This window comes from Cupriavidus sp. 05N38, from assembly GCF_056397345.1.
This window is the reverse complement of record NZ_JBFTNF010000016.1, coordinates 58,598-76,900: the sequence shown is the minus strand read 5'-3', so window position 1 is coordinate 76,900 and position 18,303 is coordinate 58,598. Positions and strand designations below refer to the sequence as shown.

21 protein-coding genes are annotated in these 18,303 nt (G+C 67.5%); 8 read left to right on the top strand and 13 right to left on the bottom strand.

All coding sequences use genetic code 11. The features are described from left to right. Positions 1-16 precede the first annotated feature (16 nt). Together lolD and AC1DK4_RS14390 are read right to left on the bottom strand one after the other, a co-directional pair. Positions 17-766 carry a lipoprotein-releasing ABC transporter ATP-binding protein LolD gene (gene lolD / locus AC1DK4_RS14395; protein ID WP_441618824.1) on the bottom strand — a complete coding sequence of 250 codons (750 nt, stop codon included), beginning with the start codon at positions 764-766 and terminating at the stop codon, positions 17-19. Next, positions 759-2,009: a lipoprotein-releasing ABC transporter permease subunit gene (locus AC1DK4_RS14390; RefSeq protein WP_441618822.1), complete on the bottom strand. Its 1,251-nt coding sequence runs from the start codon at positions 2,007-2,009 to the stop codon at positions 759-761. The genes lolD and AC1DK4_RS14390 overlap by 8 nt, the downstream gene beginning before the upstream one ends. A gap of 128 nt (positions 2,010-2,137) precedes the next feature. Here AC1DK4_RS14390 and AC1DK4_RS14385 point away from each other — a divergent pair, with 128 nt between their 5' ends. Next, a complete protein-coding gene (locus tag AC1DK4_RS14385) occupies positions 2,138-3,265 on the top strand; it encodes a hypothetical protein (RefSeq protein WP_441618820.1) in 1,128 nt (375 codons plus the stop codon). Positions 3,266-3,296: 31 nt separating this feature from the next. Further along, positions 3,297-4,994, top strand: a complete 1,698-nt coding sequence (gene recJ / locus AC1DK4_RS14380; protein WP_441618819.1) for a single-stranded-DNA-specific exonuclease RecJ — start codon at positions 3,297-3,299, stop codon at positions 4,992-4,994. 40 nt (positions 4,995-5,034) lie between these two features. Here recJ and AC1DK4_RS14375 read toward each other — a convergent pair whose 3' ends face one another. After that, positions 5,035-5,766 carry a peptidoglycan DD-metalloendopeptidase family protein gene (locus AC1DK4_RS14375; RefSeq protein ID WP_441618817.1) on the bottom strand — a complete coding sequence of 244 codons (732 nt, stop codon included), beginning with the start codon at positions 5,764-5,766 and terminating at the stop codon, positions 5,035-5,037. A gap of 269 nt (positions 5,767-6,035) precedes the next feature. On the opposite strand from AC1DK4_RS14375, the gene prfB reads away from it, so the two are divergent. From prfB to AC1DK4_RS14350, 5 genes are all read left to right on the top strand, one after another. Beyond that, a protein-coding gene (prfB, locus tag AC1DK4_RS14370; RefSeq protein ID WP_441618815.1) for a peptide chain release factor 2 occupies positions 6,036-7,140 on the top strand; the annotation gives its coding sequence in 2 pieces (ribosomal slippage) (positions 6,036-6,116 and positions 6,118-7,140; 1,104 coding nt in all). Positions 7,141-7,206: 66 nt separating this feature from the next. After that, on the top strand, positions 7,207-7,977 hold the full coding sequence (locus AC1DK4_RS14365; RefSeq protein WP_441618813.1) for an SDR family oxidoreductase: 771 nt from the start codon (positions 7,207-7,209) through the stop codon (positions 7,975-7,977). Between the two features lie 37 nt (positions 7,978-8,014). After that, positions 8,015-9,553 (top strand): lysine--tRNA ligase, encoded by a 1,539-nt coding sequence (gene lysS / locus AC1DK4_RS14360; RefSeq protein WP_441643388.1) that lies wholly within the window; start codon positions 8,015-8,017, stop codon positions 9,551-9,553. A gap of 271 nt (positions 9,554-9,824) precedes the next feature. Then, entirely contained in the window at positions 9,825-10,610 is a 786-nt protein-coding gene (locus AC1DK4_RS14355) for a glycine zipper 2TM domain-containing protein (protein ID WP_441618810.1), read from the top strand. A 150-nt stretch (positions 10,611-10,760) separates the two neighbouring features. After that, positions 10,761-10,943, top strand: coding sequence for a hypothetical protein (locus tag AC1DK4_RS14350; RefSeq protein ID WP_441618808.1), 183 nt, complete (start codon positions 10,761-10,763; stop codon positions 10,941-10,943). Between the two features lie 52 nt (positions 10,944-10,995). Here AC1DK4_RS14350 and iscX read toward each other — a convergent pair whose 3' ends face one another. The 10 genes from iscX to AC1DK4_RS14300 all read right to left on the bottom strand — a co-directional run bounded on the left by iscX (position 10,996) and on the right by AC1DK4_RS14300 (position 17,741). After that, the gene (gene iscX, locus AC1DK4_RS14345) at positions 10,996-11,190 is read right to left on the bottom strand and encodes a Fe-S cluster assembly protein IscX (RefSeq protein ID WP_441618806.1); all 195 of its coding nucleotides are present in this window, start codon (positions 11,188-11,190) and stop codon (positions 10,996-10,998) included. A gap of 53 nt (positions 11,191-11,243) precedes the next feature. Continuing rightward, entirely contained in the window at positions 11,244-11,582 is a 339-nt protein-coding gene (gene fdx, locus AC1DK4_RS14340; RefSeq protein WP_441618804.1) for an ISC system 2Fe-2S type ferredoxin, read from the bottom strand. A 41-nt stretch (positions 11,583-11,623) separates the two neighbouring features. After that, positions 11,624-13,489, bottom strand: a complete 1,866-nt coding sequence (gene hscA / locus AC1DK4_RS14335; RefSeq protein ID WP_441618802.1) for a Fe-S protein assembly chaperone HscA — start codon at positions 13,487-13,489, stop codon at positions 11,624-11,626. 107 nt (positions 13,490-13,596) lie between these two features. After that, complete coding sequence (gene hscB, locus AC1DK4_RS14330) at positions 13,597-14,115, bottom strand: Fe-S protein assembly co-chaperone HscB (RefSeq protein WP_441618800.1); 519 nt, start codon at positions 14,113-14,115, stop codon at positions 13,597-13,599. Between the two features lie 81 nt (positions 14,116-14,196). Beyond that, positions 14,197-14,412 carry a DUF3565 domain-containing protein gene (locus AC1DK4_RS14325; RefSeq protein WP_441618798.1) on the bottom strand — a complete coding sequence of 72 codons (216 nt, stop codon included), beginning with the start codon at positions 14,410-14,412 and terminating at the stop codon, positions 14,197-14,199. A gap of 22 nt (positions 14,413-14,434) precedes the next feature. Next, entirely contained in the window at positions 14,435-14,755 is a 321-nt protein-coding gene (gene iscA / locus AC1DK4_RS14320) for an iron-sulfur cluster assembly protein IscA (protein ID WP_017229301.1), read from the bottom strand. 25 nt (positions 14,756-14,780) lie between these two features. Next, complete coding sequence (gene iscU / locus AC1DK4_RS14315) at positions 14,781-15,185, bottom strand: Fe-S cluster assembly scaffold IscU (protein WP_441618797.1); 405 nt, start codon at positions 15,183-15,185, stop codon at positions 14,781-14,783. 49 nt (positions 15,186-15,234) lie between these two features. Continuing rightward, positions 15,235-16,458: an IscS subfamily cysteine desulfurase gene (locus tag AC1DK4_RS14310; protein ID WP_441618930.1), complete on the bottom strand. Its 1,224-nt coding sequence runs from the start codon at positions 16,456-16,458 to the stop codon at positions 15,235-15,237. Between the two features lie 58 nt (positions 16,459-16,516). Continuing rightward, entirely contained in the window at positions 16,517-17,068 is a 552-nt protein-coding gene (gene iscR, locus AC1DK4_RS14305) for a Fe-S cluster assembly transcriptional regulator IscR (RefSeq protein ID WP_441618795.1), read from the bottom strand. Between the two features lie 181 nt (positions 17,069-17,249). Beyond that, the gene (locus AC1DK4_RS14300; RefSeq protein WP_441618793.1) at positions 17,250-17,741 is read right to left on the bottom strand and encodes a low molecular weight protein-tyrosine-phosphatase; all 492 of its coding nucleotides are present in this window, start codon (positions 17,739-17,741) and stop codon (positions 17,250-17,252) included. 204 nt (positions 17,742-17,945) lie between these two features. Here AC1DK4_RS14300 and AC1DK4_RS14295 point away from each other — a divergent pair, with 204 nt between their 5' ends. Continuing rightward, positions 17,946-18,275, top strand: a complete 330-nt coding sequence (locus tag AC1DK4_RS14295; protein ID WP_441649849.1) for a hypothetical protein — start codon at positions 17,946-17,948, stop codon at positions 18,273-18,275. Positions 18,276-18,303 lie beyond the last annotated feature (28 nt).

Here is an 18,303-nt window from a genome sequence, read left to right as displayed (position 1 = left end):
CGGCGCGGTGAACGGCTCAGCGTTCGCGGTGGAGATGCCCGTCGCGCAGGCGCAGCACGCGGTCGCAGCGGCTGGCGAGGTCGAGGTCATGGGTCACGATCACGAAGCTGGTGCCGAGCGTGCGCGACAGCTCCAGCATCAGGTCGTAGACGCCGCCCGCGGTGTGGTCGTCGAGGTTGCCGGTCGGTTCGTCGGCCAGCACGCAGGCCGGGCTACCCACCAGCGCGCGCGCGATCGCCACGCGCTGACGCTCGCCGCCGGAGAGCTCGCCGGGGCGGTGCTGCGCGCGGTCGCCCAGGCCCACGCGCTCCAGCACGCCCTGCGCGGCCGCGCGCGCCTCGCGTTGCCTGAGACCGCGGATGCGCATCGGCATGGCCACGTTGTCCAGCGCGGTGAATTCGGGCAGCAGGTGGTGGAACTGGTAGATAAAGCCCAGGTCGCGGTTGCGCGCGATATTGCGCTCGCTTTCGCGCAGCGAGGTGAAAGGCTTGCCCTTCAGGGCCACCCTGCCGCTGTCCGGGTTGTCGAGCCCGCCCAGCACATGCAGCAGCGTGCTCTTGCCTGAACCGGATGCGCCGACGATGGCGACCTTCTCGCCGGCGTCGACGTGCACGTCCACGCCCCTGAGCACGGTCACGTCCAGCCCGCCCTGACGGAAGCGCTTGGTCAGGCCTTCGCCCTGCAGCACCGGGGTGCCGGTGGCGGCAGCGACGGGACTGGAGGCGGCATCGCCTTGCGGCGCGTTGCGCAGCATGGTCTCACTCATAGCGCAGCGCCTCCGCCGGGTTGACGCGGGCAGCGCGCCAGCTGGGGTAGAGCGTGGCCAGCGTGGCCAGCACGAAGGAGAGGATGCCGATGGTGGCGATGTCGTTCACGCGGGGGTCCGAAGGCAGTTCGCTGATGAAGTAGATGTCGCGCGGCAGGAACTGCACGTGCAGCAGCCGCTCGATGAAGGGCACGATCACATCGATATTGCAGGCGATCAGGGCACCGCCCGCCACGCCCGCCAGGGTGCCGATGAAGCCGATGGCGACGCCCTGCACGATGAAGATCTTGGTGATCGAACTCGGCTGCGCGCCCATGGTGCGCAGGATGGCGATGTCGGCCTGCTTGTCGGTCACCGTCATCACCAGCGTGGACACCAGGTTGAAGGCCGCCACCGCGATGATCAGCGTCAGGATGATGAACATCATGCGCTTCTCGGTCTGTACCGCGGCGAACCAGTTGCGGTTCTGCTTGGACCAGTCGCGCAGGTAGAGCTCGCCGGAGAGCGTGCCGGCCAGCGCGTCGGCTACCTGCGGCGCGCGCTGCATGTCGGTCAGCTTGAGGCGCACGCCGGTCGGCCCGGTCAGGCGGAACATGGTCTCGGCGTCGTGCAGGTTGATCAGCGCCAGCGCGTTGTCGAACTCGAAATGTCCCGACGAGAAGATGCCGGTCACGGTGAACTGCTTGAGCCGCGGCAGCACGCCGGCCGGCGTGATGGTGCCCTGCGGCACCACCAGCGTCACCTTGTCGCCGACCTGCACGCCCATGGCGTTGGCCAGTTCGTTGCCCAGCGCGATGCCGAATTCGCCGGGCAGCAGGCCATCCATGCTGCCGGCACGGAACTGCTTGCCGATGTCGGAAACCCTGGGCTCCTCGCCCGGCTCGACGCCGCGCAGCAGCACGCCGCGCACCGCGTCCTCGCGGGTCAGCATGGCCTGCGCCGCCACATAGGGCGCCGCGCCGATCACTTCCTTGTTCTGCATGGCCTCGGCGGCGGTCTTCTGCCAGTCCGGTAGCGCGCCGGGGCCGACCACCTCGATATGCGAGAGTACCGACAGCATGCGGTCGCGCACTTCTTTCTGGAAGCCGTTCATGACCGACAACACCACGATCAGCGCCGCCACGCCAAGGGCGATGCCTAGCATGGAGATCATCGAGATGAAGGAAATGAAGGTGTTGCGGCTGGCGCGCTTGCTTGCGCGGGTATATCGCCAGCCGATCTGCCATTCGTACGGAAAGTTCAAGAAGGATCCCTGTCGTTGAGGAGGAACGCCGGCGCCACATTGCCGGCAACATCTGCCATTGTCTGCCACAGCCTGTCCGGACGATATTTCAGCCGCCCGCCAGCCGGAAGTTTACAATCTCGGCCACCATGATGACGCACCTGACCCTGATTGTGCCCTTTTCCGTCCCGCCGGGCGCCGCCACAGAAGCGCACGGCGGCGGCAACAACGCCATGCTCGAGGCGCTCCTGCGGCAGTTGGAGTTGCCGGCGCTGGGAAAGTTGCTTACCCGCGCCAGCCCCGGCCCGCGCGAACGGCACGACGATCCCTTCCTGCGCTCGCTGCCGCACGAGCGATGGCTGGCCGGACGCGCCGGGCTGGATACCGTCCGCGTGCCCAGCGCCCCGTTCATGCGGCTGGCCGACATGGCCGCCGCCGGCACCCCGGGGGCCGACGACGGCCAGGCCTGGGCCTGCCTGCAGCCGGTCCATATCCATGCCGCGCGCGACCACCTGGTGCTGATGAACCCGGTCCACCTGCGCTTGCGCGCCGGCGAGGCGGCTGCCCTGTACGAGGCGGTCTCCGGCCTGCTCCAGGAGTCGGGCATCGCGCTTGAAACGCCCCAGCCGGATCGCTGGTACCTGCCGGAAGCGGCGTTCGGTCCACTGGTCGCGGCCAGCCCCCTGCGCGCCACCGGCCGCAATATCGACGCCTGGATGCAGTCCGGCGAGCGCGCGCGCGACTGGCGCCGGCTCCAGAACGAAATCCAGATGACCTGGCATGACCATCCGGTCAACCAGGCCCGCGAGGCCGCCGGCGAGCAGACCGTGAATTCGGTCTGGCTGCATGGCGGCGGCAAGCTGCAGGCGGTGCCGCGCCTGGCCGACACCGCGCTGACCGATGACGCCTTCCTGCGCGGCCTGGCGCTGGCCGGCGGCGGTGCCTGCCGGCCAGCGCCGCCGCGCTTCGGGGCGATCGACGCCACGCCGGCCCCAGGGCGCACGATGGTGCTGCTGGAGGATGCCGTCGAAGCCCATATCGGCGAGGACTGGGGACTATGGATAGAGCGCATGCATGCGCTCGAAGCCAGCTGGTTCGCGCCGGCACTGGCCGCACTGGAAGACGGCACGCTGCCGGCCCTGACCCTGGTGCTGGCCGGCGACAACCATTACGCCGAATTTACCGTGCGCCGCGCCGACCTGCGCAAGTTCTGGCGCGGCCTGGGCGCGCGCGGCGACTGGCGCGCGTTGCTGTCCGACCTGGCCTACGCCGCCTGATCGCCTCACCCCGTCTCTTGCCTGTCCCTACATGACCCGAATCGCCGTACGATCCTTTTCCGCCGAACACGCCGGCACGCTGGCCAGCGCCGGCCTGCATCCCACGCTGGCCCGCATCCTGTCGGCGCGCGGCGTGCGCGAGCCGGCCGAGCTCGCCACCGAACTGCCCGGCCTGGTACCGCCGGCAGCAATGAAGGGGATCGACCACGCCGCCACCTACCTGGCCGATGCCATCGCCGCCGGCCGCCGCCTGCTGATCGTGGCGGACTACGATTGCGACGGCGCCACCGCCTGCGCGGTGGGCGTGCGCGGCCTGCGCATGCTGGGCGCGCGCATCGACTACATCGTGCCGAACCGCTTCGAGTACGGCTACGGGCTGACCCCGGAGATCGTCGCGCTGGCCGCGCAGCAGAAGCCCGACGTGATCGTCACGGTGGACAACGGCATCGCCAGCGTGGACGGCGTGGCCGCGGCCAATGCCCTCGGCATCGACGTGGTGGTGACCGATCACCACCTCCCCGGCGACCAGCTGCCGGCGGCAGCGGTCATCGTCAACCCGAACCAGCCTGGCTGTGAATTCCCCAGCAAGAACCTGGCCGGCGTGGGCGTGATGTTCTATGTGCTGCTGGCGCTACGTGCGGAACTGCGCCGCCGCGGCGTGTTCGATGCCCAGACCCAGCCGCGCCTCGACGCCCTGCTCGACCTGGTCGCGCTGGGCACCGTGGCCGACGTGGTCAAGCTCGACGGCAACAACCGCATCCTGGTGGCGCAAGGCCTCAAGCGCATGCGCGCCGGGCGCATGCACGCCGGCGTGGCCGCCCTGTTCCGCGCCGCCGGGCGCGAGGCGGCGCGCGCCAATACCTTCGACCTGGGTTTCGGCGTGGGCCCGCGCCTGAACGCCGCCGGGCGGCTGGCCGACATGTCGCTCGGCATCGAGTGCCTGCTGACCGACGACGCCAACCGCGCCTGGGAGATCGCCCAGGAACTCGACGGCATGAACCGCGAGCGCCGCGACATCGAGGCCGGCATGCAGCAAGAAGCGCTGCAGATCCTGGAAGGCCCGCTGGGCGCGCTGGACCCCGCGGCGCGCTTTACCGTCAGCGTGTTCAACGACACCTGGCACCAGGGCGTGATCGGCATCGTGGCCTCGCGACTCAAGGAGAAATACCATCGGCCGACGATCACCTTCGCCCCGGGCGACGAGGACACCATCAAGGGCTCGGGCCGCTCGATCCCGGGCTTCCACCTGCGCGACGCGCTGGACCTGGTGTCCAAGCGCCACCCCGGCCTGCTGGTCAAGTTCGGCGGCCATGCCATGGCGGCCGGCCTGACGCTGCGCGCCGACACCTTCGGGCAGTTCATGGAAGCGTTCGAAGCGGTGGGGCGCGAATGGCTCAGCGATGAGCAGCTGGCACGCGTGATCGAGACCGACGGCGATATCGAGGATGGCTGCTTCAGCCCGGAATTCGTCGCGCTGCTCGAGCAGCAGGTGTGGGGCCAGGGCTTCCCGGCGCCGACCTTCTGCGGCGAGTTCGACGTGCTGCGCCAGAGCGTGCTCAAGGGCAAGCACCTCAAGCTGCAGCTCGGGCGCGGCAGCCAGCGCTTCGATGCAATCTGGTTCAACCACGCCGACTCGCTCGGCGCCAGCGCGCTGGTGGCCTACCGCCTGGACAACAATACCTTCAATGGCGTCACCCGCGTGCAGATGGTCATCGAGCACGCGCAGTAGCGCACGCCTTAGCCGCCGTCCCGCGCCTCGGCCCCGCCCCTCAGCCCCGCGCGGGCAGCAGGCCCGCCGGGTCGACCGGCTTGCCGTTGTTGCGCACCTCGAAGTGCAGTTCGCGCTCGGCGACCCCCATGCGGCCAACCTCCTGCCCGCCGGATACCTGCGAGCCCTCGCTGACCGTGGGCTTGTCCAGGTTGCCATAGACCGTCAGCCAGTTGTCGTCGTGCTTGATGATCACCAGCATGCCGTAGCCGCGCAGGTTGCCCACATGGATGGCCTTGCCCGCGGCGGCGGCGCGCACCGCGCCGCCGGGCGCCGTGTTGATGCTCAGGCCCTTGCTGGCGGGTGGCCCGAAATTCGCCGTGACGCGGCCCTCTGCCGGCCATTGCAGGCGGATGCCGGTGGCCGGCGCGCGCGCCGGCGGGCCGTTGTCCACGCGCGGGGTGTCGCCCACGGCCACCGGCCCGTTGCCGGAACCCGCGGAACCCGCGCTGGCCGTGGCACCGGCGGGCGGCCGGATGCGCAGCAATTGCCCGACTTCGATGCGCTCGGCGCTGGGCAGCTGGTTCCAGCGCGCCAGGTCGCGCACCGAGCGCTTGTGGCGGCGCGCCACGCTGTACAGGGTGTCGCCGCTCTGCACACGGTAGTAGCCGTCCGGCGCGGGCTCGCTGGCCAGGGTGCCGCAACCGGCCGCAAGGCACGCGGCGGCCGCTGCTGCCAACAGGCCGAGCGCGCGGCGGCGGGTGTGGGTGGTCTCGTGATTGCTTGGCTTCATGCGTGCTTATCGTCCATCCTTGTCCATGTCTGAACAGTTGATTGGCGGTTGTCCAGCGGCTTGCTGGAAGGCGCTTCCGAAGACCCCGGCGGCGCGGCGCCGGCCCGCGCCCGGTGCAGGTCTGCCATGACGCACCTAGCCAGTGTAGACCGCAACTGTAGACCGTTCGGCAAGCGAACCGTTCGAAATCGTGCCGGAAGTGCCATCGCAGCGCGCGGCGAGACCCCCCGATCCGCTATAATTCAAGGTTTTGAAAGCGCAGGAACATCATGGAAGCAGAACGCCTCAACGCCATCTCCGGTGCCATCTCCGATCTCCGTTCGCGAACGGAAGATCTACGGGGGTATCTTTGACTACGATGTCAAAGTAGGACGACTCGACGAAGTCAACGGCGAACTCGAGGATCCCGCGGTCTGGAACAACCCCAAGAAGGCCCAGGATCTCGGCAAGGAAAAGAAGATGCTGGAGGGCGTGGTCGGCGTCCTCGGCAAGCTCACGGACGATCTGGCCGGCGCCGAGGAGCTGTTCGAGCTCGCGCGCGAGGAAGCCGACGACGACACGCTCGAAGCCATCGAGACCGACGTCAAGGGCTTCGAGGCCATCGTCGCGGACATGGAATTTCGCCGCATGTTTGCCGGCGAGATGGACCAGGCCAACGCGTTCATCGACATCCAGGCCGGCGCCGGCGGCACCGAAGCCTGCGACTGGGCCTCGATGCTGCTGCGCCAGTACCTGAAGTACTGCGAGCGCAAGGGCTTCAAGGCCGAAGTGCTGGAAGAATCCGAAGGCGACGTGGCCGGCATCAAGAGCGCCACCATCAAGATCGAGGGCGAATACGCGTTCGGTTACCTGCGTACGGAAACCGGCGTGCACCGGCTGGTGCGCAAGTCGCCGTTCGACTCGTCGGGCGGCCGGCATACCTCGTTCTCGTCGGTGTTCGTCTACCCCGAGGTGGATGACTCGTTCGAAGTCGAGATCAACCCGGCGGACCTGCGCGTGGATACCTACCGCGCGTCGGGCGCCGGCGGCCAGCACATCAACAAGACCGATTCGGCCGTGCGGATCACGCACATCCCGAGCGGTATCGTCGTGCAGTGCCAGAACGATCGTTCGCAGCACCGCAACCGCGCCGAGGCCATGTCGATGCTGAAGTCGCGCCTGTACGAGCACGAGATGCGCAAGCGCCAGGCCGAAGCCGACAAGCTCGAAGCGGGCAAGACCGATGTGGGCTGGGGCCACCAGATCCGCTCCTACGTACTGGACCAGAGCCGCATCAAGGATCTGCGCACCAACGTGGAAATGTCCAACACGCAAAAGGTGCTGGACGGCGACCTGGACCCGTTCATCGAGGCCAGCCTGAAGCAAGGCCTGTAACACGCCCCGCCGCCCCGCCGCCAGATGGCGGCGGGCGCGCGAATCAACTGCCGGACAATACCGACCATGACCGCAGCATCGACCGCAGCAACGCACCTGATCATCATCACCGGCACGTCACGCGGGCTCGGTGCCGCGCTGACGCGAGCCCTGCTCAAGCCGGGCAACCGCCTGGTCTGCGTGGCGCGCAGCCGCAACCCCGAGCTGGAGCAGGCCGCCGCGGCCAGCGGCGTCAGGGTGGCCTGGCACCTGCAGGACCTGTCGCAGGCGGGCCCCGCGGCAAGCTGGCTGGGCAGCGTGCTCGATGCCGTCGACGAGGCGCCCGCCAGCGCCACGCTGATCCTCAACGCGGGCGTGATCGAACCGATCGGCCCGGTTGCCGGCCTGCACGAAGCCACGCTGGTGCCGCACCTGCTCACCAACCTGGCCACGCCGATGACCATGACCGCGGCCTTCCTGGCGCGCACCGAACGCTTCGGCTGCCCGCGCAAGGTGCTGGCGATCTCGTCCGGCGCGGCGCGCCGCCCGGTCGAGGGCTGGGCCGCCTACTGCGCCGGCAAGGCGGGCCTGGACATGTTCGTGCGCTCGGTCAACGCCGAGTACGCGCAGGCGCCGGCCGAACGCAGCGTGCGCGCGGTGGCGCTGGCGCCGGGCGTGGTCGATACCGGCATGCAGGCCACCATCCGCGGCGCCGATTTCGCGCAGGTGCAGCGTTTCCGCGACCTCAAGGACAACGACCAGCTCGCCTCGGCCGAGGACACCGCACACCGCATCGCGGCCTACCTGGATCGGCCCGACTTCGGCAGCACCGAGCTCGACGACATCCGCAATACCTGACATGCGCGCGGACCGCCGCGCGACTCACCAAGACATCATGACCGACTCCAACCGCGCTCCCGCCGAGGCCAACGCCCCCGCCGCAGCCGACGAAAACAAGATCATCGCGGAACGGCGCGAGAAGCTGCAGGCCCTGCGCCAGCAAGGCGTGGCCTTCCCCAACGATTTCCGCCCGACCCACCAGTCCGCCGCGCTGCACGCGCAGTACGGCGAAACCGACCAGGCCGCGCTCGAAGCGGCTCCGGCCGAGGTCGCCATCGCCGGGCGCATGATGCTCAAGCGCGTGATGGGCAAGGCCAGCTTCGCCACCGTGCAGGACGGCGCGGGCCGCATCCAGTTCTATATCAGCCGCGACGCCATCGGCGAAGACGTCTATGCCGCCTTCAAGAAGTGGGACCTGGGCGATATCGTCGCCGCGCGCGGCACGCTGATGAAGACCAAGACCGGCGAACTGTCGGTGGCCGTCACCGAGCTGCGCCTGCTGTCCAAGAGCCTGCGCCCGCTGCCCGGCGACTTCTACGGCCTGGCCGACCAGGAGCTGAAATACCGCCAGCGCTATGTGGACCTGATCGTGTCGCCGGAAACGCGCGCCACCTTCCGGGCCCGCACGCAGGCCATCGCCTCGCTGCGCCGGCACATGGCCGAAGCCGACTTCATGGAAGTCGAGACGCCGATGCTCCACCCGATCCCGGGCGGCGCCACGGCCAAGCCCTTCATCACCCATCACAACGCGCTGGACATGCAGATGTTCCTGCGCATCGCGCCCGAGCTGTATCTGAAGCGCCTGGTGGTGGGCGGTTTCGAGCGCGTGTTCGAGATCAACCGCAATTTCCGCAACGAGGGGGTGAGCCCGCGCCACAACCCTGAGTTCACCATGATGGAGTTCTACGCCGCGTACACCGATTACCGCTGGCTGATGGATTTCACCGAGAACCTGATCCGCCAGGCCGCCATCGACGCGCGCGGCAGCGCCACCGTGACCTACCAGGGCCGCGAGCTGGACCTGTCCAAGCCCTTCCATCGCCTCACCATCTGCCAGGCGATCCAGAAATTCGCGCCGCAATACACCGATGCGCAACTGGCCGACACGGAATTCCTGCGCACCGAGCTGAAGAAGTTCGGCGTCAACACCAATGCGCCGCAGTTCCTCAACGCGGGCCTGGGCACGCTGCAACTGGTGCTGTTCGAGGAAACCGCCGAAAGCCAGCTGTGGGAGCCGACCTTCATCATCGACTACCCGGTGGAAGTCTCGCCGCTGGCGCGCGCGTCGGACACCATGCCCGGCATCACCGAGCGTTTCGAGCTGTTCATCACCGGCCGCGAGATCGCCAACGGTTTCTCGGAGCTGAACGACGCCGAAGACCAGGCCGAGCGTTTCCGCAAGCAGGTCGACCAGAAGGATGCCGGCGACGAGGAAGCCATGTACTTCGACGCCGACTACATCCGCGCACTGGAATATGGCATGCCCCCGACGGGCGGCTGCGGCATCGGCATCGACCGCCTGGTGATGCTGCTGACCGACAGTCCCAATATCCGCGACGTCATTTTGTTCCCGCATCTGCGCCGCGAGGACTGAACGGCGCCAGCGCTTCCCGCGCCAAAGGGAAGCCGGCGCCAGGCAAGAAGCCCCACCTTTGCGGTGGGGCTTTTTTGTTTTTGCGGCCCGATTGTTACAACCGGTCGCATCGACGCACACCGAAATGGCAGCTAAAGCACTGATTTACAAGAGAATTAATACCTACACAAACTTACAAAATCAAACGGATAACGGCGGCGGAATCGGCCAAACTCGGACCTGGAATCATCGATGCGTAGTGCGTTTGTGCTGACCGCATAAGGAAAACAAAATGCCCAATCCGACACCAAACCCGTCGACGCAGAACACGGCCAATACACCTGCCGCCATGCCGGCCACCGCCCTGCCCGCCCAGCGCCGCCTGCACCCGCTGCTGGGCGCCGCCGCGGTGGCGATCGTCGTCGCCAGCCTGACGGCGGTCGCGGCGATGACGGGCTTGCTGCCCGTCAGCAAGGCCACCCAGGACGCACCGCAATCCCTGACCGCACCGATCGCGGCCCAGAATGCGGCAGCCAGCCAGCAGCAGGCGACGCCGGGCAGCACCACGCGTCCGCCCGAGGCGATGAATCCCGCACTGGCGCAGGCTGCTGACGTGCCCGTCGCGCAGCCGTCCGCGGCCCGCCCGGCACCGCAACGCGCCGCACGGGCGGACACCGGCTACGGCCCCGAGCCCGCCCGCGCCGAAAACGCCGGGGCCCAGCCTCAGCGCCAGCCGGCGCAAGGCGGCGCATCCCTTGGCCGCGTGGTGGCCATCACGCCGATCGAGACCGCCAAGCCCGCCAGCGGGCTGGGCGCGGTCGGCGGCGCCGTGGTCGGCGGTCTGCTGGGCAACCAGATCGGCAAGGGCAACGGCCGCATCCTGGGCACGGTGGCAGGCGCGGTGGGCGGGGGCTTCGCCGGCAACCAGATCGAGAAGAGCGTGCGCAAGGACACCAGCTACCAGGTCCGCGTGCAGATGGACAACGGCACGCACCGTACCTTTACCTATCACGCCGCGCCGGACTTCGAGGTGGGCGAACGCGTGCGGCTGCAGGATGGCGGCCTGGTGGCCGCCTGAGGCGGCGCGCCAGCGCCCCCTTCGCAACCTCGGCGAGCACTGGTTTGCGATCTTCACCATGGCATTGCCGCGCAGCCATGGCTGGGGCGCGGCTTCTTCCGCGACAAGCTGACGCTGCGTGGGGGACTGGGGCCGTATTTCGCCATCGACGTGAACAGCGCGCCGGGCAATGGCGGCAGCGATGGCAGGAATGTGGCGACGCTGCTGACCTTGTCGGCCAGCTACCGGCGCGAGGAGCGCCGGCTGGCCAGCCTGTCGTGGAACCGCACGATGACAGGCCATGACCGCGATACCGGCGTGTTACCGGGGCGGCGCATCGGCTACCGCTTCTGAGAAGCGGTAGCGCGGGTGGCGCGGGGCACGGCGCCGCGCCACCCGGCGTGGCTTATTCCGCCTCTTCGATCCAGGCGGCCTGGATGGCTTCCAGGATCTTCTCGCCGGAGCGCTCCGGGACGTCGGCAAAGCCGTCGAGCTCGAGGACCCAGCGGTGCAGGTCGGTGAAACGGATCGTGGCAGGATCGATATCGGGGTACTTGTCGTACAGCGCGGCCGCGATATCGTAGGTGTCGGTCCACTTCATTGGCATTCTCTCCGGTCAGGTCGTCAGGGCAACAGGCGCGCGATGCTCAGCGCTCAGTGCTCTTCCTTGGCATGGTTGATCGTGTACTTCGGAATCTGGACGGTGAGGTCGTCTTCCGCGACCAGCGCCTGGCAGGAAAGCCGCGAGTTGGGCTCGAGGCCCCAGGCCTTGTCGAGCAGGTCTTCTTCTTTCTCTTCCGCTTCCTCGAGCGAATTGAAGCCCTCGCGCACCACCACGTGGCAGGTCGTGCAGGCGCACGATTTTTCGCAGGCGTGCTCGATCTCGATGCCGTTGCTGAGCAAGGCATCGCAGATGCTGGTGCCCGTCTTGGCTTCGAACACGGCGCCCTCGGGGCAGAGTTCGACGTGAGGCAATACGATGATCTGTGGCATGGGTTGTCCTGGGTAGAGATACGGTGCGACGGCCTCGGGGATCAGCCCAGGTCCTGCACCTTGCGGCCCGCCAGCGCGCTCTTGATCGAGCGGTCCATGCGGCGGGCGGCGAATTCGTCGGTGCCGTGGGAGAGCGCTTCCACGGCCGCCTTGATGGCGTGGTGGTCTTCGCCGGCGGCAATGTCGCTGACCGCGAGGATGAGCCGCTCCACGGCGGCGCGTTCCTCGGCGGAGAGCAGGTCGCCGTCGGTCTCCAGCGCGCGGCTGGTAGCCTCGACCAGGCGCGCGGCATCGACGCGCTCCTCGGCCAGGGCCCGGCTCTGCATGTCGTGCTCGGCCTCGCGGAAGCTGTCCTGCAGCATGCGCGCGATCTCGTCATCGGCCAGGCCGTAGGACGGCTTGACGGTGATGGTCGCCTCCACGCCGGAGTGTGTTTCGCGCGCGAAGACCGAAAGCAGCCCGTCGGCGTCGACCTGGTAGGTCACGCGGATGCGCGCCGCGCCGGCCACCATCGGCGGAATGCCGCGCAACTCGAAGCGCGCCAGCGAGCGGCAGTCGGCCGCCAGTTCGCGCTCGCCCTGCAACACATGGATGGCCATGGCCGTCTGGCCATCCTTGAAGGTGGTGAATTCCTGCGCGCGCGCCACCGGAATCGTGCTGTTGCGCGCGATGATCTTCTCGACCAGGCCGCCCATCGTTTCCACGCCCAGCGAGAGCGGGATCACGTCGAGCAGCAGCCAGTCCTCGCCGGGCGCGCCGTTGCCGGCCAGCAGGTTGGCCTGCATGGCCGCGCCCAGCGCCACCACCCGGTCCGGGTCGAGGTTGGTCAGCGGCGGCTGGGCGAAGAAATCGCCAACCGCCTTGCGGATTGACGGCATGCGGGTAGCGCCGCCGACCAGCACCACGCCCTTGACTTCGTCGACCGCCACGCCGGCATCGCGCAGTGCCTTGCGCACCGGCGCCAGGGTCTTCTGCACCAGCGGTGCGGTCATCTCGACGAAGGCGGCCGCCGACAGCGTCAGGTGCACGATCTCGCCGCTGTTGAGCACCGCGTCGATCACGGTGGCATCGGCTGCCGACAGCGCTTCCTTGGCGGCGCGCGCGCGCACCATCAGCAGGCGCATGTCTTCGGCCGAGAGCGGCTGCAGGCTGGCCTGCTCGACGATCCAGCACATCAGGCGCTGGTCGAAGTCGTCGCCGCCGAGCGCGGAGTCGCCACCCGTGGCCATGACCTCGAACACACCCTTGGTGAGCTTGAGGATGGAGATGTCGAAGGTGCCGCCGCCGAGGTCATACACCGCGTAGATGCCTTCGGAGGCATTGTCCAGGCCGTAGGCAATGGCGGCGGCGGTCGGCTCGTTGAGCAGGCGCAGCACTTCCAGGCCGGCCAGTTGCGCGGCATCCTTGGTTGCCTGGCGCTGGGCGTCGTCGAAGTACGCGGGCACCGTGATCACGGCGCCGACCAGTTCGTCGCCAAGGGAATCCTCGGCGCGCTGGCGCAGCGTGGCCAGGATCTCAGCCGACACTTCCACCGGGCTCTTCACGCCGGCCACGGTCTTGATCTGCACCATGCCTGGCGCGTCGACGAAATCGTAGGGGCTGTGCTCGATGTGAGCCACGTCGCGCAGGCCGCGGCCCATGAAGCGCTTGACCGAGATGATGGTGTTCTTGGGATCGTGCACCGCCTCGTCCTGCGCGCGGTAGCCGATCTGCGTGCCCTTGTTGGGCAGGTAGCGCACCACGGACGGCAGCAGCGCGCGGCCGCTGTCGTCGCTCAGGACTTCGGGAATGCTGTTGCGAACCGCCGCCACCAGGGAATTGGTGGTGCCGAGGTCGATGCCGACCGCGAGCCGCTTCTGGTGGGGCGCCGGCGACATGCCGGGTTCGGAGATCTGGAGCAGTGCCATGATGAATCTTCTTTATTCGTGCGGTTGCAGGCAGGGCTGCTTAAGCAGTCCCGCCCGCGCCGGGGCGCCATTGTGGCATGGCCGAAGCGAACTTGCCCGGAGGCAGGCTAGTCTTCCAGGCGGTCGATCGCTTCGCTGGTGTCGTGTTCGATCTTTTCGATAAACATCAATTGCCTGGCCGCGCTGCCGGCACCCGCATCGTCGCCGGCATCCAGCAACGCGCCGAGCGCCGCATGGCGCTCGCGCTTTTCGCCGCGCAGTTCGCGCAGCAGCGCATCGAGGCGTGCGATGTCCTTGTCGCCCACCGCATCCTGCAGCGCTTCGCGCCATTCCATCTGCTGCATCAGGAAGGTGGGCGCCATGGCGGTATTGCTTTCGGCCTGGATATCCACCCCGCGCAACGACAGCAGGTAGATCGCGCGCTTGAGCGGCTGGCGCAGCGTGCGGTAAGCCTCGTTGGCGTGCGCGGCCCACTGCATGGCCACGCGGCGCTCGGCGTCGCCGGCGTTGGCGAAACGGTCCGGGTGCGCCTGCGACTGCACCGTACGGTAGGCCGCATCGAGCGCCGCTTCGTCGACCGTGTAGCTGGCCGGCAGGCCGAACAGCGCGAAATAATCGTCTTTCAACACCTTCCCCAACAAAAAAGAGCGGCTGCGCCGCCCCCTTGAACATCTTTTGCCGACATGGCCAGCCGTGCGGCGCGCCGCTCAGGCAGCCGCCCAGTCGGCGGGCGGCTCGCCACGGTCGCACTTGAGGCAATTCACGACCTCGCCGATCCGCGCGGCGCGCCCGTGCGCCGTCTGGGTCCAGGGCCGCATCTGCCAGGGCGGATCATGGCGCATATGCTGGCCATGGCCGCAATCGAGTTCGGCCACCCAGTGGCTTTCCTCGTCCTGGTGAAACCCCACGATGCCGCGCTTCATCGCAATCCGCCGTGCGACTCGCTCAGACCCGGAACGACTCTCCGCAGCCGCACTCGTCCTTGACGTTGGGGTTGTTGAAGCGGAACCCCTCGTTCAGGCCTTCGCGCGCGAAGTCGAGTTCGGTGCCGTCGATATACGGCAGGCTCTTGGGATCGACGATCACCTTGATGCCGTGCGACTCGAACACGCTGTCTTCCGGCAACAGGTCATCGACGTATTCCAGCTTATAGGCCAGGCCCGAGCAGCCGGTGGTCTTGACGCCCAGGCGCAGGCCAACGCCCTTGCCGCGGCGGTCCAGGTAGCGCGCCACATGCTTGGCGGCCTTCTCGGTAAGCGTGATCATCGCTGCGTCATCCCTTGCGTTGAACTCAGGCGGCCTTCTGTTCGGCTGCGCCTTCGTGCTTCTTCTTGTAGTCCTCGACCGCCGCCTTGATGGCGTCCTCGGCCAGGATCGAGCAGTGGATCTTCACCGGCGGCAGCGCCAGTTCTTCGGCGATGTGCGTGTTCTTGATTTCCAGCGCCTGATCAACGGTCTTGCCCTTGACCCACTCGGTCACGAGCGAGGACGAGGCGATGGCCGAGCCGCAGCCATAGGTCTTGAACTTGGCGTCTTCGATCACGCCGGCTTCGTTGACCTTGATCTGCAGCTTCATCACATCGCCACAAGCCGGCGCGCCGACCATGCCGGTGCCCACGGCGTCGTCGTTCTTGTCGAACGAGCCAACGTTGCGGGGGTTTTCATAGTGGTCGAGAACCTTGGTGCTGTATGACATTTTGGCTACCTCTTGGCGTATTTATGGGGTCTTGCGGGGGCCTCGGCGCTTAGTGCGCGGCCCACTGGATGGAATTCAGGTCCACGCCGTCCTTGAACATTTCCCACAGCGGCGACAGGTCGCGCAGCTTGGCGATCTTGCCCTTGAGCAGTTCGACGGTGTAGTCGACTTCTTCCTCGGTGGTGAAGCGGCCCACCGTGAAGCGGATCGAGCTGTGCGCGAGTTCGTCGTTGCGGCCCAGGGCGCGCAGCACGTACGACGGCTCCAGCGAAGCCGAGGTGCAGGCCGAGCCCGACGACACGGCCACGTCCTTGATCGCCATGATCAGGGATTCGCCTTCGACGAAGTTGAAGCTGACGTTGAGGTTGTGCGGCACACGCTGTTCCATGTCGCCGTTCAGGTAGACCTCTTCCATGCCCGACAGGCCGCGCCACAGGCGGTCGCGCAGCATGCGGATGCGTTCGTTCTCGGTGGCCATTTCCTCGCGGGCGATGCGGAAGGCTTCGCCCATGCCGACGATCTGGTGCGTGGCCAGGGTGCCCGAGCGCATGCCGCGCTCATGGCCGCCGCCGTGCATCTGCGCTTCCAGGCGCACGCGCGGCTTGCGGCGCACGTACAGCGCGCCGACGCCCTTGGGGCCGTAGGTCTTGTGCGCCGAGAACGACATCAGGTCGCATTTCAGCGTGTTCAGGTCGATGGCGACCTTGCCGGTGGCCTGGGCCGCATCGCAATGGAAGATGATGCCCTTGGCGCGGCAGATCTCGCCGATCTGCCCGACGTCCTGGATCACGCCGATCTCGTTGTTGACCAGCATCACCGAAACCAGGATGGTGTCCGGGCGGATCGCCGCCTTGAGCACGTCCATGTCGATCAGGCCGTCGTCCTTCACGTCGAGATAGGTCACCTCGAAGCCCTGGCGCTCCAGCTCGCGGGTGGTGTCGAGCACGGCCTTGTGCTCGGTCTTGACCGTGATGATGTGCTTGCCCTTGCCGGCATAGAAATTGGCGGCGCCCTTGATGGCCAGGTTGTTCGATTCGGTCGCGCCCGAAGTCCACACGATCTCGCGCGGATCGGCGCCCACCAGCGCGGCCACCTGCTCGCGCGCCGCTTCCACCGCGCGCTCGGCATCCCAGCCGTAGGCGTGGCTGCGCGAAGCCGGATTGCCGAACTGCTCGCGCAGGTACGGAATCATCTTGTCCGCCACGCGCGGGTCCACCGGGGTGGTGGCCGAGTAATCCATGTAGATGGGGAAATGTGGGGTGCTCATCGTTATGACTGCCTTTATTAGGGACCGCTAATACTGAGGTTGCTCCGGGGACCGCCTGCCTGTCCTATGACTGCGCCAGGCTGAAGACCGAGTTCACCACCCGCGGGCGCGCGGGTTTTTCCTTTTCGGCGCCGGCACGCGGTGCGGACACTGCCAGCGCGGCAGGCTCCTCGCGCATGTCGTGCAGCACCGTCGGGCACTTGGCGCGCTGCTGGTCGACCAGGTTCTTGAGGGAGACGGAATCGAGATACTCGACCATTTTCTGGTTGAGCGTGGCCCACAGCTCGTGGGTCATGCAGCGCCCGCTTCCTTCATCTCCGTTACAATTGCCCTTTCCGCCGCACTGCGTGGCGTCGAGTGGCTCGTCGACCGCGATGATGATGTCGGCAACCGTGACGTCCTCGGCCTTGCGCGCGAGGCTGTAGCCGCCGCCCGGGCCGCGCACGCTTTCGACGATCTCGTGACGGCGCAACTTGCCGAACAGCTGCTCGAGGTAGGAGAGGGAGATTTTCTGGCGCTGGCTGATACCGGCCAGCGTAACGGGCCCTTGATCCTGGCGCATGGCCAGGTCAATCATGGCGGTTACCGCGAAGCGGCCTTTGGTAGTCAGTCTCATGATGCAGGGGAATACTTGATCATTTTGGTCGAGTATAAAAGATCCCGACTAATTCAGTCAAGTACCCCTGCCGCATTGCATCAAGCGCGCTCCCCACCCGCCTGCGCGGCGGCGTCTGGCCCGCGCGGCGGCACCATCAGCGCCCAGGGCTGTTTCAGGATGCGCTGCCGCACGATCGCGCTCAGCCCGCGGCGCCCAGGCCTTTGCTGCGCAGCAGGGCGATGACGCCGTCGCAGGCATCCTCGACATAGTCGAGCACGCGTTCGAAGCCGTCGCCCTCCCCGTAATAGGGATCCGGCACTTCGTCGGCATCGTGCCGCGTGGCAAAGCTCATCAGCAGGAGCAGCCTGTCGCGGCTGGCCGGCGGGCAGATGGCGCTGAGCGCCTGCAGGTTGTCCCAGTCCATGGCCAGGACCAGATCGAAGCGGGCGAAATCGGCCGCCACGGCCTGCCGTGCCCGCTGCGCGGAAAGATCGTAGCCGCGGGCCAGCGCATGGCGCTGCGCGCGCGCGTCCGGCGCGCGGCCGATGTGATAGCCGTGGGTACCCGCCGAATCCAGTTCGACCTGGGCGGCCATGCCGGCGGCCTGCAATTTGGCGCGCAGCACGCCCTCGGCTGTCGGCGAGCGGCAGATATTACCCATGCAGCACATGAGAATCGCGAATGTCTTCATCGGAATCCTGGGTTCGGCGCCATCGGTCGGCGCCAGGGCAAGGACGCGCACCGGGAGAGTGGCAAGCCCGCTCCGGGACACGTACAAGGGCGGATTTTACCGCCCTGCAAGGTGCGCACTGGCGGGAGGCACAAACGAGTGCCGGGGGGCGATGAACCGCAAAAAAGGTGACGTAAAGGTTTCGTGCCACGCATAATGCCGACGGTGAACAGTCTGCTCAGTCCCCTTCTTCTCTGCGGCGCACTCTCGTGCGCAAGCCTTGCGCTTGCCGCCGAGCCATCTTCCAACCCCGCCAGCGACGCGGGCTGCGCGAACTTGCTCGCCGTCGTCCTGCGCAGCCTGGAAGAAGAGTTCGGCGCGGCCTGCCCGGCTCCCGCCTCGATTCCGGCCGCCGCCACCGCTTGCACTGCGCAGCGCGAGCCGCTTGGCGCGATCGTGGATTTCATCAGCACGCGTCGTGCGGCGCAAGCCGACGCGTGCGAGACACTGCTGGAAGTCAACAAGCGGCTGCGCTCCCTGCCACCGAAGAACTAGCACTAGGCGCCCGCCGCGCAGGCAAGCC